Source organism: Erysipelothrix tonsillarum DSM 14972, from assembly GCF_000373785.1.
In the GTDB taxonomy this organism is placed as follows: Bacteria; Bacillota_I; Bacilli_A; order Erysipelotrichales; family Erysipelotrichaceae; genus Erysipelothrix; species Erysipelothrix tonsillarum.
This window is the reverse complement of record NZ_KB892378.1, coordinates 116,169-130,679: the sequence shown is the minus strand read 5'-3', so window position 1 is coordinate 130,679 and position 14,511 is coordinate 116,169. Positions and strand designations below refer to the sequence as shown.

The window sequence follows — 14,511 nt, the reverse complement described above, 5'->3', positions numbered from 1 at the left end:
GTTGGTTATGACAACAATACTAGATGTAAACAATATCGAAAAATATTACGGTAAAAAAGGAAATATAACAAAGGCCCTTGATGGTGTCTCATTTACGATTGAAAAAGGGGAGTTTGTTGGGATTATGGGTCCTTCAGGATCAGGGAAAACAACATTACTTAACTGTATTTCCACCATTGATTCGGTGACCAGCGGAACCATCGGTGTAAACGGACAAAATATCACTAAGCTTAAAAAAGAGCAGTTACAACGTTTTCGTCGTGAACAGCTAGGGTTTATTTTTCAGGATTTTAACTTACTTGATACGCTAACGGCATATGAAAATATTGCACTCGCACTGACAATTCAAAATATTAACCATAAAGAAATTGATCAACGAATTAATGCAGTTTCTCGACTTTTGGATATCGAAGATGTACTTCAAAAATTTCCATATCAAATGTCTGGAGGCCAACAACAACGGGTCGCATCAGCACGGGCTTTAATTACAAATCCAAGCCTGATTTTAGCGGATGAACCAACAGGTGCTCTTGATTCAAAATCAAGTCGTATGTTATTGGAAAAACTACAAGAACTGAATGAACAAGAACAATCCACTATTATGATGGTAACCCATGATGCATTCAGTGCGAGTTATGCGAAACGCATTCTCTTTATTAAAGATGGTAAAATTTTCAATGAACTCGTGCGTGGCGAAGATAGCCGAAAGGTTTTCTTTGATAAAATTATCGATGTAGTCACACTTCTTGGAGGCGACTCTGCAAATGTACTCTAAAATAGCACTTCGTAATGTGAAGAAGAGCTATCGCGATTTCTTTATCTACTTTATAACACTGACATTCTCAGTATCCCTTTTCTATGTCTTCTCATCGTTTGAAGCACAAGCTTCAATTATGAACTTAAACGCTTCACAAGGGTCGATGGTTGAGGCATTGATACATATTATGGATGCGATGTCTTATATTGTTGCGGTAGTTTTTGCCTTCCTCATTCTCTATGCAAATAATTTTCTTATTAAACGTCGTAAAAAAGAACTGGGTATGTATACCTTGCTTGGAATGCCGAAACGTTTTATCTCTCGGATTTTGATCTATGAAACGTTATATATCGGGGTGGTTTCATTAGTATCGGGACTGGCCCTAGGACTTGTTTTATCACAAGCAACGACCTTGCTGAGTGCAAATGTACTTAGCGTATCCGCAGACTATCATTTTGTTTTCTCTGCCTCTGCAACGCTGAAAACAATGGTCTGTTTTATGATTATATTTATTATTGTTATGATTTTTAATGGACTGCTTTTGAACAAATATCGATTGATTGATCTGCTTCGTGCTGAGCGTCAAAACGAGACACTTAAAATAAGAAGTACATGGCTAAGTGTTGTAATTTTTATTGTGGCATGCATCCTAATTGGTGTTGCTTATACCATTGCGCTTCGACCACTTGAACTTTTACGCCTGCTTCCAATTGTCCTCATTACGGGAGCATTGGGAACGTTTATGTTGTTTTTATCCTTTTCGGGATTTATGTTGAAGTTTATGCAAGTAAACCAAAAACATTATCAAAAAGGTCTGAATACGTTTGTATTTCGGCAGGTGAGTGCCAAAATCAACACGACGTATAAAATGATGTCAGTTATTACGTTAATGCTCTTAATTGCAATTGGAGCCTTAGCAACGGCATTTAATCTTAATTATGTTCTAGGCGAGGAGGTTGAAAAATCAACCGGCTATGATGTGAGTGTGATTGTAAACGGTGCGCAAGGTGAAGATTTCTCTGCATCGTTCAAAAATGTAGCAGGTATTCGTTATCAAAACAGTGCACAAATTTATGATATTGGGATGACCGGATTTGATGTGAGTGTCCACCATGAACTCTATGAACAACAACCGATTCTTCTAATGAGTCAAAGTGATTTTAACGGTCTTCGCAGTCATGAAGGGTATGAACCAATACACTTAGCCGACAATGAAGTCTATTTCCAAGGTCCACAGACCGCAGGAATTCGTAATGAAGATTTGGAACAATTACCGTCCATTTCTATTTTTGAACAATCATTTAAGTTAAAATCCAACCGGGATTCTAAAAGTGTGCGTCTTTCAAATGGATCAATGGTTCACGGTGCGCTTCTTGTCGTCAATGATGTCCATATCCCTACATTGCAAGCCAATATGCTCTTAGAAGAAGAATGGAACCAAAACACATTTGTTTATAATGTGGATGTTGAAGGTTCTCAGGCACAAGTTGTCGAAGCCTTTACGAAAATTACCGATGAAGTACCCATGGGAACCTACCAAAACATCATCAGTGCTGATGATGTCGCTGAATCCATGAAAGGGACGGAACTCCTATTTACTTATGTGGGACTTTATTTAGGGCTTGTGTTCTTACTCAGTAGTGTTGTCGTGCTAGCACTTCAACAATTATCGGAAGCAAACGACAATCAAGCACGCTATCGGATTATTATGAAATTGGGGGCAGACGAAATAATGGTCAAACGCTCAATTTTAAAACAGATTTCAATTTACTTTTTCTTGCCGCTTTCAGTTGCATTGATACACTCATATGTCGGAATAAAGGCAATGAATGTAAACTTAAAACTAGCTGGACTCTCACCGGATACGATGTTACCGGCCATACTTACCACCACAGCAATTATAGTTGTGTATGTAATATATTTCTTGATAACTTATTTCTCGAGCAAAAATATTACATTGGAAGCGTAAAACACACCTTCGGGTGTGTTTTTTTATTGTTAATTATAACAAAGTTGTAAGACTACTGTAAGTAAATTCGATGGCTTGTAATTTTGGGAAACCGTATACTTAATATAACAACAAAGGGAGAAAATATATGAAAACAAAAATTAAAAACTACTTTAAAAATACGACGACCCTCTTCGACTTACTGGACAACGATCCGATTCTTATTGAATCGACCTTAAATCATATGAACAGCCAACTTAGTTAAAAAGGAGATAATCATGAAAACAAAACAAAAAACAAACCGGAAATATCAGAAATGAGTGCTGAAGATCAAGCCCTCGCAAATGCACTATCGAGCTTTGTCATTGCTACAATTATTTCATTATAATAAGGAGGATTCCTATGTATTCCAAAATTGCACTTCGAAATGTCAAAAAAAGTTATAAAGATTATTTTATTTATTTTATTACGCTCACCTTCTCGGTTGCACTATTCTATATTTTTGGGTCCTTTGAGCAGCAATCTTCAATTCTAAATATGACGGCCGGTCAAGGCCAAGCGGTTCAAGCATTAGTCACGACGATGAATGTAATGTCTGCAATTATTTCAGTCGTTTTCGCATTTTTAATTCTCTACGCCAACAATTTTTTAATTCGCCGTCGTAAAAAAGAATTAGGAATCTATACGCTCTTAGGGATGCCTAAGCGAATTCTATCACGAATTTTAATCTATGAGACACTCTACATTGGAATTGTTTCACTAGTCTCTGGATTGATTCTGGGTTATATTGGGTCACAACTTACTGCCATCATGAGTGCAAAGGTTTTGGATGCATCCGTATCGTACCATTTTGTATTCTCGATGAAAGCAACGATCAAAACCGTCGTGAGTTTTGCACTTATTTTTGTTATTGTGATGTTCTTTAACGGGCGTGTCTTGAATAAAATATCGCTGATTGACCTTTTACGCGCAGAACGAAAAAACGAAACTTCTAATGCAAAGCATGCTGTGTTAATTTTTATTTCAGGGGTGATATTATTAGTAATTGCTTACCTTTGGGCTTTAAAACCTCTGCATTTGATCATTTTTATGTCATTGATTATAGCTTTAGGGTCGTTTGCGACCTTTACAATCTTTAAATCCTTTGCCGGTTTTATGCTTAAATTTACACAGGTTAATAAACGCATTTATTTTAAAAATCTTAACCTGTTTGTCTTTAGACAGGTTGCATCTAAAGTAAATACAACCTACAAAATGATGTCTGTTGTGAGCTTACTTTTGCTTTTTGGCATTGCAACCTTAGCGACGGGATTTAATTTAAATTCTGTTATGGGTGAACAAGTCAAACGGAATACCCCTTTTGACTATTCGCTTGTGGTAGCATCACAATCAACTCATCGTGATGAAGATCTCGAATTCTTCCTAGGGCAACAAGATCGTGATGCTTATGCATCCATGAATATCTACAATACGGAATTTGAATCTGATGTCATTGATTCACTATTTAAAAATCAAGAAGCGGCGTCAAACCGTTTTCATCCTCGATTGTATCTTGCGGATATTTCTGATTACAATGCGATACGGGCAATGCATCAATTGGGTTCAATTTCCCTAAACGATGATTATGTGTACATCTATGGTCAAGATCAAAAATCCGATACGATGCGCCTAAACTACAAGACGGATTTAGACTATTCGAAACAATTAAACCTCGGATCAAAAGCCTTAACCGCCGTGGATGGATCTGATGTAACGGATGTGAGTTTAAAAAATGGTGATTTCGGTGATACGGTGATTTTTATGAATACTGCAACCTTGCAGTCTGTAATACGTGAAACAAGTAATCCAGTGACAATGTCAACCATTCATAACTTTAATCAAGCTGATGCGTTAGAATTTAAAGCAAGTGTTGATCAAGAACTTATTCATCTAGGGTATGATTTAGACGATGTCATCAGTATTGCATCTCAAGAATTGTATGAATCCTTGTTAGGAATTGAACTTGTGTTTACCTATATCGGTCTTTACTTGGGCGTTGTATTCTTAATTAGCAGCGGTGTAATCCTTGCGTTACAACAACTTTCGGAAGCAAATGATAACCAACAACGTTATCGTGTTCTTTCTAAAATTGGTGCCAGCGATGTGATGATGGATCAATCCATCTTTAAACAAAATGCACTCTACTTTTTCATTCCCTTGGCGATAGCCTTAATTCATTCTTATATTGGAATACGGGCGGTTAATATTAATCTCGACTTAATGGGATTAAAAGCTACCAGTTTGATACCTACTATTTTAACGGTGTCGGGTGTATTGATCATCTACTTGATTTACTTCATTGCCACTTATAAAGGCAGTAAGTCAATTATTAAAGGAAACTAGAGATTTAATCTAGTTTTTTTTATAGAATGTTGTATTATAGTTGTAGTATAAAAGGAGTTATCCATGAATTTATTTATAAGAGAAGATATTCGTACGCATAATTTTGATGATCCAGAGCTTACAGAAAAGCTTTTAGGAATGTGGGAACGGTTTGATACTTCGTTACCGCACTATGATGCGGCAAAGTATGCAGTGTATACCGACTATAAAACGGACTATAAAGGCATGTATTCTTTAGGACTTGCGACAGAATACGAACAAACCAGTGAATTACTCGTAATTGATGAACGCAATGATTACAAAGTATTTGCCGTGGATCCATCGGATGAACACGGTGTTTTAAACACATGGAAATCAATTTGGGCCATGGAAGAATCGGGAACACTCAAACGCGCTTATACAATTGATTTTGAAAAGTATCATGAAGATGGACGCATTGAGATCTTTATCGCTGTAGAATAACATACGTGTTATTCTTTTTTTTATTACGAGATTGTAAGGTGAGGCGCGAAACAAGTATGGTAAAATAGTAAAAAGGAGATTGTGATATGGTTTTAAAAATGGCCCTGAATAATGTACGCAAAAGTTATAAAGATTATACCGTTTATTTTATAACGCTTGCTTTTTCTGTTGCTCTTTTTTATGTTTTTGGGTCGTTTGAAGACCAATCTTCAATCTTAGAACTAGGAAACCATCTTGGACGCACCTTTGAACTGGTTTCACAAGCCCTTAATGTTATCTCGGTGATTGTTGTGATTATTTTTGCGTTTCTCGTTGTTTATGCAAATAATTTTATCATTGGCCGGCGGAAACAAGAATTTGGGCTCTATATGCTTTTGGGGATGTCGCGATTTAAAATGTCCTTGGTCCTTATTCTTGAAACATTTCTCATTGGTCTTATTGCGCTTATCATGGGTTTGTTTGCGGGCTATGTTTTAACGCAAATAACGGGGGTGTTGATGGGAAGTATTTTGGCAGTCCCAATCCATTATCAATTTATCTTTTCGATGAAGGGTGCGCAACGGACCGCTGCGTGTTTTAGTGGTATCTTTATTTTGGTAATGTTTTTAAATCAACGAAAATTGCGCAAAATCACACTGAATGAATTGTTCAATGCGCATCGTACCAATGAGATGATCGAAGCTGGTCATATTGGTTGGACTGTGTTTCAACTTGTTAGTGCTATCGTGATGCTTGTTTTTGACTACTTATGGGTTTTACAAGCTGGACAGTTATTCTTTTACCTGCCAATTATTGTTGGGATTGGTATTTTCGCGACAATCCTTCTTTTTAAGTCGATGGCAGGGTTTGTGGAGTATTTTGTTCGCCTACATCCGTCACGATATTACAACAAATTGAACTTCTTTGTAACTCGGCAAGTTTCGAATAAAATCCGCTCAACATACAAAGTTATGGCTGTGGTTTCTATTACATTATTATTTGGTATTACAATTCTCACAACAGGGTTAAATCTTAATCAACGGATTTCCTATTTTGCGAAAGAGACCATCCCCTACGATTGTACCTTTAACTATATGTATGATGATCCAGGCGCGCCTAAAGAGTATCTTCATTCATTGGGCTTAGACAAGTCGTTCACTCAAGGTTTTCAGGTAAATCTTTATCGTTCAGATGCATTTCGAACCAGTATTTTAAAGCCATCATGGGTACTCAATGATTCTGAAGAACCAGCTGATGAGCCATTAGGATTAATGAGTGTGGAAGACTATAATAAAGTACGAAATATGCAGGACAAACCAGAGCTTGTATTGAATGTTGGGGAAGTCTATTTTCAACCGGATTACAATAGTTTAATCACGATTCGACCTAAAATGGTTGATGTTTTAAATTATAACAAGCCTTTAATTCTGGGATCGACTGCATATACATTACAACCTTATGACGACCAAAATTTTGTGATTTTTTCAAACCAATCAAATGGGTATCCAATCTTGGTAGCGAATCAAACAGATCTTGAGGCAATTAAAAATACATGGCCTGACGTGTTTATTAAATCGATTGTAAGTGGGGATGTCTTGGATAATTCAGAAGAAAATATTGATCGGATTATTGCTGCGATTGCCATCCAGCAAAATGAAGATAAGACTGAGTACTACAGTACTGAAACACTTACAATCTATAATGCAGGTCTAACTGGGATGGGAACAGAAATTATTATAGCGGCAATTGGACTCTATATTGGGATTGTCTTGCTGATTGTAAGTCTTGTGATTCTTGCGCTACAACAACTATCCGAAGCCAGTGATAATCAAAGTCGATATCATATACTACGAAAAATTGGTGTACCCAATAAAATGATTCATGAAGCACTCTTAAAACAAACCGCTCTTTACTTCTTTATACCGCTTGTTGTGGCGCTAATTCATACGGTAGTGGGTCTCATCGCGATTGAGCGAAATTTAAGTCTGTTGAATTTGGGACAGGCGTCTGTGACACTCACATTAACGACCGTGGCAATTATTTTTGTACTCTATTTAATTTATTTTATGACAACCTATCTCAACAGCAAGCGAATTATCAATACAAAACATGGATAAAAGAAACATTCACATCATGAATGTTTCTTTTTAAATGAGGGGGTCATGCTTATGCATGTATGGATAAAAATGTTCGAGTTGAAGTAATTCTATAAAAAGATCGACGCCAGATTCAAAGAACTCTCTAAGGACTGGGTTATTATTATTATATTTAACCATCATCAAGTCTTTTGGATTTAGGAGCTCGTCGCTAATGTCGTAGCGGAGTTGAGCAATCAGGATTGATGTGAGGGCATTGGTTTCATAACGAATCCAATCAATTTTATATGATAAATCATCTTTGACATACTCTGATAATGTAGTGTAATAACTGCTCAATAAATGACTACCAAAAATTGCTTTTTGAAGGTAAATAGTTGTTTGAACGGATTGTTCATTCCCATAAGCGGTAATGAAAGACATAACACGATTAAAGACCTCTTGACCTTCATGGGTATTGAAATAAGTACCGGGGATAGATAAATCGTAATTCAGTGCGTAGTATCCTTGTGTCAATTCTTGAAGTACAATACGGAGTTTGGTATCTTTTTCAAGTTTTTTCTCCTGATCGATTTGTTTTTTATGATTTTCTTTTATTTTCTTGAGTTCTGTTTGCGCTGATTGCTTTCGACCAAGATAAGAACTGATATAACCGAAAATAGAACTCAGCAAGACACCGGATAAACTAATGATAGCAACGACAATTTGATAACTGTCCATAATATTAAAAATATAATGATATTGAGTCATAAAAAACCTCCTTTAGATGCTATTATATCGCAATATGCGAAATATGGGGTGATGATTGTAAATATAGATTGAAAACAGATATAAAAAAACTCTATAAGTTACTTATAGAGTTAAAATTAATATTTGGAGCAGGTGAGGGGAATTGAACCCCCGCCTCAACCTTGGCAAGGTCGTGTTCTACCATTGAACTACACCTGCAAATGGCGGTCCAGACGGGAATCGAACCCGCGATCTCCTGCGTGACAGGCAGGCATGTTAACCGCTACACCACTGGACCATTTGCATTCTTTAAATTATTTGGAGCAGGTGAGGGGAATTGAACCCCCGCCTCAACCTTGGCAAGGTCGTGTTCTACCATTGAACTACACCTGCAAAATGGCGGTCCAGACGGGAATCGAACCCGCGATCTCCTGCGTGACAGGCAGGCATGTTAACCGCTACACCACTGGACCATTTGCAAATCGTTAATCTCTTAACGCTCATATATATTACCATAGATAAAATCTTATTCCAAGCCTTTTTTACAACATAAATCAGTTTTTTTTGTTTCCCCATTAAATCCGAATGGAATGACGCCTTAGAGTCAACAGAAGGGCTTAAAACAAAGTTTAAATGCCTTTTAAAATCTTAATCGAGTTATTTTGGAAGAAGGTGGACTTTGGGATTCCGATGTGCAATTTTTGAGGATATGGAATCGGAACACGACTAAAGAATCAAAAAAAAAGAACAAATTATGTTCTGTTGTAAATATTTGGAGCAGGTGAGGGGAATTGAACCCCCGCCTCAACCTTGGCAAGGTCGTGTTCTACCATTGAACTACACCTGCAAAAAAATGGCGGTCCAGACGGGAATCGAACCCGCGATCTCCTGCGTGACAGGCAGGCATGTTAACCGCTACACCACTGGACCATTTTTATTGAAACAAAATAATGGCGGAGATGGGGAGATTTGAACTCCCGCGCCAGTTACCCGACCTATACCCTTAGCAGGGGCACCTCTTCAGCCACTTGAGTACATCTCCAAGTTTGTTTCATGCGCTCTTCTTTGAGTGCTCATTCATATTATCACAACAATAGGTCTTAGGCAATAGGATTTTTGCCTTTTTTTATTTATTTGTAGTCGTTTAAGGTATAATGGGTCTATGAACAATAAAATCAAACAAAATACAAAGAATATGTTACTTAAAATCACTGTTTTAGGTATCTTAGTGCTCGGATTTATTCTTTCCGAATATGCTCTACCTCAAAATGAAACAGAAAGAGAACGTGTAACATTTAATAAGTGCATTGACGGGGATACTGCTCAGCTAAACATTAGTGGAAAAAAAGAGAAAGTAAGGTTTATAGCTGTTGATACACCGGAGTTAAGGCAAAACGACCGATACAATCCACAATTTTATGCGGAAGAAGCGCGCGAATTTACGTGTAATCATTTAAAAACAGCCGAGCGCATTGAACTTGAGTACGATCCAGAGGCGGACCAATACGATAAATATGGTCGTGTAATCGCATGGGTTTATGTAGATGATGTATTATTACAAGAATTATTAATTACTGATGGTTACGCTAAGGTTAAATATATTTATGGGGATTACCTCTATGTTGATCGTTTAAATCGCTTGCAATCAGAAGCGAAAAGGCAAAAGGTAGGGATCTGGGATGATAAGGGTAGACATTAAAGCGCTAAATCTCTAAAATAAAGTGTAGATGGAGGGAATTATGATCGAAAAACGTAAAAATTTTATAATCAATGTTTTATATTTCGCTATAAGCATTGGTCTTGCTGCACTTGTCTTTAAATTCTCAACGCAATATCTCATGCCTTTTATTATTGGGTTTGTTATTGCATTCTTATTAAAACCAGTGATTTCTAAACTTACAAAAAAAATTGGAAATCAAAAAGGATCCTCGCTTTTGGTTGTGATTCTTTTCTATATATTATTGGCGGCGGCTATATTTTGGATTCTGGTGGCGGTTATTGCAGGTATTCAGAATTTTGCTAAGGCAGTACCGAGTTTTTACCAAACAACGCTCTTACCGGCAATTGAATCAATTATTACTTGGGTAGAAGGGGCCGTTGTAAATTTAGATCCTGATGTCATTGATATTATTGAGTCGATTGGACGTTCGGTCGTACAAAGTATTGATGGGATCTTTAAGGGTATTTCAGGAGGAACCATTAACTTCATTACCAAACTAATCGCTTCAATACCAAGCGTTTTAATTTCAATCTTAATCGCAATCATTTCATCATTCTTCTTTACCTTAGATTACCATCGTATAGTAAATACAGTAATGGGCATGGTTCCGGAGAGACAAAGAACACTTATCTTGGATGTTAAAGATGGATTAATATCGGTCCTTGGTAAATATCTACGTGCTTATGCAAAACTGATGTCGTTAACCTTTGTCGAACTATCAATTGCATTCTTTATTCTTGGTATTAATAATCCGATTGGACTAGCATTCATGGTGGCCATCATCGATATTTTACCAGTGCTCGGTACAGGAACCGTGATGATTCCTTGGTTTATTATTGAACTCATCATGGGCAATACGCCGCTGGGGATTGGATTGTTAATAACTTATGTTGTTATCACAGTTATTCGTAATATTCTTGAACCGAAAATTGTGGGTGATCAAATCGGACTTCATCCGCTTGCAACACTAATCCTTATATATGTAGGATTAAAGATGTTTGGTTTTATCGGATTATTTGCTCTTCCAATTTCGGCTACAATTTTAAAAACGCTGCATGATCAAGGGAAAATAACGTTATTTAAAAGCGATGAAGAATCGATAGAATCAGAAATTGTGTAATTGATCATCGATTTTTATAAAAGGAGGTGAACGCCTCCTTTTTAAATTTTCTAAGTATTTTTGTTCAATATGTTGACAAGAGCAATTAGTGTGATAGAATGTAAAGGCTTATGAATTAATAGTGGGTTTCTCATGTGGGAAACCTAATTAATATGTGAGTCGTGGCACACATGGAACTGTGTGCACAGATTATTTTAAGAAGGGAGAAAATTAATGCCTACAATTAACCAATTGATTCAAAAAGGTCGTACAAAACGAGTTTACAAATCGAAATCACCAGCATTAGGTCGTAGTTTAAATACGATTAAACGTCAAACTACAAAAGTAAATAGTCCACAAAAACGTGGAGTATGTACACGTGTTGGTACAATGACACCTAAGAAACCTAACTCAGCATTACGTAAATATGCACGTGTTCGTTTGAGTAATGGTATGGAAGTTACGGCTTATATTCCAGGAATCGGTCACAACTTGCAAGAACATAGTGTTGTTCTTATTCGTGGTGGTCGTGTAAAAGACTTACCTGGGGTTCGTTACCACATCGTTCGTGGAACAATGGACTGTGCTGGTGTAACTGACCGTCGTCAAAGCCGTTCACTATACGGTACTAAAAAACCAAGACAAGAAGATTAATTAACATCAAAAATGAGAGGAGTGAATTAAATGCCTAGAAAAGGACATGTTCCAAAGCGCGACGTAGTTGCTGATCCAATATATAACTCAAAATTAGTAACACGCTTAATTAACAGAATCATGATTGATGGTAAAAAAGGTTTAGCACAATCAATTCTATATAACGCTTTTGCAATTATTGAAGAAAAAACAGGTCGTCAACCAATGGAAGTATTTGAGGAAGCTTTAGACAACGTATTACCAGTCTTAGAACTCAAAGCTCGCCGAGTTGGTGGATCAAACATTCAAATTCCTATTGAAGTAACTCAAGAACGTCGATTGACACTTGGACTTCGTTGGATTGTACAATATTCACGTACACGTGGAGAAAAAACAATGGAAGAACGCTTAGCTGCAGAAATCATCGATGCTTCAAACGGTGTTGGTGCATCAGTTAAGAAACGTGACGACGTGCATAAAATGGCTGAAGCCAATAAAGCATTCGCACACTACCGTTGGTAAGATTAACGTAGGAAAGGAGACTTACATCTTATGGCAAGAGAATTTTCATTAGATAAAATGCGTAATATCGGTATCATGGCTCACATCGATGCTGGTAAAACAACTACAACAGAACGTATTCTCTATTATACAGGTCGTACACATAAGATCGGGGAAACTCATGATGGTGCTGCAACGATGGACTGGATGGCGCAAGAGCAAGAACGTGGTATTACAATCACGTCCGCTGCTACTACTGCTGCTTGGAAGGGCCACCGTGTAAACATTATCGATACTCCTGGTCACGTTGACTTTACTGTTGAGGTTGAACGTTCATTACGTGTTCTTGATGGTGCGGTTACAGTACTTGATGCTAAATCAGGTGTTGAACCTCAAACAGAAACTGTTTGGCGTCAAGCAACGAAATATAACGTACCTCGTATTGTATTTGTTAATAAAATGGATGCAACCGGAGCAGATTTCTATATGTCAGCAAAAACTATTGTTGATCGTTTAGGAGCTAAATCCGCACCAATCCAAATCCCTATCGGGGTTGAAGACTATTTCGATGGTCTTATTGATATCGTTCAGCAAGAAGCACATATGTTTGCTGACGTGTCACAAAAAACAGATGATATTGTTGAAATCCCTGAAGAGTATAAAGCTCAAGTAGCTGAAGCTCGTGAAGTGTTATTTGAACAAATCTCTGACTTTGATGAAGACTTTATGATGCTTATTCTTGAAGGTGTTGAACCAACAGTTGAACAAATCAAGACTGCAATTCGTAAAGCTGTAATCAGCGGTGAATTCTTCCCAGTACTTTGTGGTGCTGCTTATAAGAATAAGGGTGTTATCGCAATGCTTGATGCTGTTATTGATTACTTACCTTCACCAGTTGACATCCCACCAGTAAATGGTACTTTACCAAATGGTGACGAAGCAGTTCGTGAAGCAAGTGATGAAGCACCATTCTCTGCTTTAGCATTTAAAGTTATGACAGACCCATTTGTAGGACGTCTTACATACTTCCGTGTGTATTCAGGTGTTGCTACTTCAGGTGGACCAGTATATAACTCAGTTAAACAAAAACGTGAACGTTTCGGTCGTATCATGCAAATGCATGCTAACCACCGTGAAGAAATCGAAAATGTTTATGCTGGAGAAATTGCTGCTGCCGTTGGTCTTAAAGTAACAGGAACCGGAGATACTCTATGTGATGAAAAGAATGAAATTGTTCTTGAATCAATGGTGTTCCCAGAACCAGTTATCAACGTTGCCGTTGAACCAAAATCAAAAGGTGACCAAGATAAGATGGGTCTAGCGCTTGCTAAATTAGCAGAAGAAGATCCAACATTTAAAACATATACTGATGATGAAACAGGTCAAACAATCATTGCAGGGATGGGTGAGTTACACTTAGACATTCTTGTTGATCGTATGAAACGTGAATTCAAAGTTGAAGCAAACGTAGGAGCTCCACAAGTTGCTTACCGCGAAACAATTCGCAGTGCAGCAGACTGTGAAGGTAAATTCGTACGTCAATCCGGTGGTCGTGGACAATACGGTCACGTTTGGATTAAATTCGAACCAAACCCAGGAAAAGGATTTGAATGGGTTGATAAAGTTGTTGGTGGAACCGTTCCTCGTGAATTTATTAAACCAGCACAAGAAGGGCTTACAGCTGCACTTCAAAATGGTCTAATTGCTGGATATCCTGCAATTGACATTAAAGCTACATTATTCGATGGATCATCACATGATGTTGACTCCTCAGAAATGGCTTATAAAATCGCTGCTAGCATGGCTTTCAAGGAAGCTGCTAAAAAATGTAATCCAGTATTGTTAGAACCAATCATGAATGTTGAAATCACAGCACCAAATGAATATTTGGGAGCAGTTATGGGAGATATCTCAGGACGTCGTGGACAAATTCGTGATCAAGAAGAACGCGGTAACGCAGTTATCGTCAAAGCTTGGGTTCCGCTTTCAAACATGTCTGGATATACAACTGACCTTCGTTCATTTACACAAGGTCGCGGTAGCTCATCAATGCAATTTGATCACTACGAAGAAGTGCCAAAGAGCATTGCAGAAACAGTTGCTAAAAAGAAAAAATAACCAGTTGATATTTACGTATTGATTTTATATCAAGATTATCTTAATATATAGTTGATAGGCAATATTTTAAACATAGGAGGAAAATTG

11 protein-coding genes and 7 tRNA genes are annotated in these 14,511 nt (G+C 37.4%); 10 read left to right on the top strand and 8 right to left on the bottom strand.

What is annotated here, in order from left to right; all coding sequences use genetic code 11:
• Window positions 1-7 precede the first annotated feature (7 nt).
• The 5 genes from B096_RS0104220 (at window position 8) to B096_RS0104195 (ending at window position 7,645) form a co-directional block, all read left to right on the top strand.
• Window positions 8-775 carry an ABC transporter ATP-binding protein gene (locus tag B096_RS0104220; RefSeq protein WP_018579512.1) on the top strand — a complete coding sequence of 256 codons (768 nt, stop codon included), beginning with the start codon at window positions 8-10 and terminating at the stop codon, window positions 773-775.
• Complete coding sequence (locus tag B096_RS0104215) at window positions 765-2,726, top strand: ABC transporter permease (RefSeq protein WP_018579511.1); 1,962 nt, start codon at window positions 765-767, stop codon at window positions 2,724-2,726. Before B096_RS0104220 ends, B096_RS0104215 begins: the two co-directional genes overlap by 11 nt.
• 381 nt (window positions 2,727-3,107) lie before the next feature.
• Window positions 3,108-5,087 carry an ABC transporter permease gene (locus B096_RS0104205; RefSeq protein WP_018579509.1) on the top strand — a complete coding sequence of 660 codons (1,980 nt, stop codon included), beginning with the start codon at window positions 3,108-3,110 and terminating at the stop codon, window positions 5,085-5,087.
• A 63-nt stretch (window positions 5,088-5,150) separates the two neighbouring features.
• Window positions 5,151-5,549 carry a GyrI-like domain-containing protein gene (locus tag B096_RS0104200; RefSeq protein WP_018579508.1) on the top strand — a complete coding sequence of 133 codons (399 nt, stop codon included), beginning with the start codon at window positions 5,151-5,153 and terminating at the stop codon, window positions 5,547-5,549.
• 86 nt (window positions 5,550-5,635) lie between these two features.
• Entirely contained in the window at window positions 5,636-7,645 is a 2,010-nt protein-coding gene (locus tag B096_RS0104195; RefSeq protein ID WP_018579507.1) for an ABC transporter permease, read from the top strand.
• Between the two features lie 30 nt (window positions 7,646-7,675).
• Here B096_RS0104195 and B096_RS0104190 read toward each other — a convergent pair whose 3' ends face one another.
• The 8 genes from B096_RS0104190 to B096_RS0104155 form a co-directional block, all read right to left on the bottom strand.
• The gene (locus tag B096_RS0104190; RefSeq protein ID WP_018579506.1) at window positions 7,676-8,374 is read right to left on the bottom strand and encodes a hypothetical protein; all 699 of its coding nucleotides are present in this window, start codon (window positions 8,372-8,374) and stop codon (window positions 7,676-7,678) included.
• Window positions 8,375-8,498: 124 nt separating this feature from the next.
• A tRNA-Gly gene (locus tag B096_RS0104185) sits at window positions 8,499-8,572 on the bottom strand.
• A 3-nt stretch (window positions 8,573-8,575) separates the two neighbouring features.
• A tRNA-Asp gene (locus B096_RS0104180) sits at window positions 8,576-8,651 on the bottom strand.
• 21 nt (window positions 8,652-8,672) lie between these two features.
• A tRNA-Gly gene (locus tag B096_RS0104175) sits at window positions 8,673-8,746 on the bottom strand.
• 4 nt (window positions 8,747-8,750) lie between these two features.
• Window positions 8,751-8,826: transfer RNA gene (locus B096_RS0104170), tRNA-Asp, on the bottom strand.
• Window positions 8,827-9,126: 300 nt separating this feature from the next.
• A tRNA-Gly gene (locus B096_RS0104165) sits at window positions 9,127-9,200 on the bottom strand.
• A 7-nt stretch (window positions 9,201-9,207) separates the two neighbouring features.
• Window positions 9,208-9,283: transfer RNA gene (locus tag B096_RS0104160), tRNA-Asp, on the bottom strand.
• Window positions 9,284-9,304: 21 nt separating this feature from the next.
• Window positions 9,305-9,395, bottom strand: a tRNA-Ser gene (locus B096_RS0104155).
• 120 nt (window positions 9,396-9,515) lie between these two features.
• Between B096_RS0104155 and B096_RS0104150 the strand changes: the two genes are divergently transcribed.
• The 5 genes from B096_RS0104150 (at window position 9,516) to fusA (ending at window position 14,424) form a co-directional block, all read left to right on the top strand.
• Window positions 9,516-10,052, top strand: coding sequence for a thermonuclease family protein (locus B096_RS0104150; RefSeq protein WP_018579505.1), 537 nt, complete (start codon window positions 9,516-9,518; stop codon window positions 10,050-10,052).
• A gap of 40 nt (window positions 10,053-10,092) precedes the next feature.
• Window positions 10,093-11,193, top strand: coding sequence for a sporulation integral membrane protein YtvI (gene ytvI / locus B096_RS0104145; RefSeq protein ID WP_018579504.1), 1,101 nt, complete (start codon window positions 10,093-10,095; stop codon window positions 11,191-11,193).
• Between the two features lie 213 nt (window positions 11,194-11,406).
• Entirely contained in the window at window positions 11,407-11,826 is a 420-nt protein-coding gene (gene rpsL / locus B096_RS0104140) for a 30S ribosomal protein S12 (RefSeq protein ID WP_003775175.1), read from the top strand.
• 30 nt (window positions 11,827-11,856) lie between these two features.
• Window positions 11,857-12,327: a 30S ribosomal protein S7 gene (rpsG, locus tag B096_RS0104135; RefSeq protein WP_018579503.1), complete on the top strand. Its 471-nt coding sequence runs from the start codon at window positions 11,857-11,859 to the stop codon at window positions 12,325-12,327.
• A 30-nt stretch (window positions 12,328-12,357) separates the two neighbouring features.
• Entirely contained in the window at window positions 12,358-14,424 is a 2,067-nt protein-coding gene (gene fusA / locus B096_RS0104130; protein ID WP_018579502.1) for an elongation factor G, read from the top strand.
• Window positions 14,425-14,511: the final 87 nt, after the last annotated feature.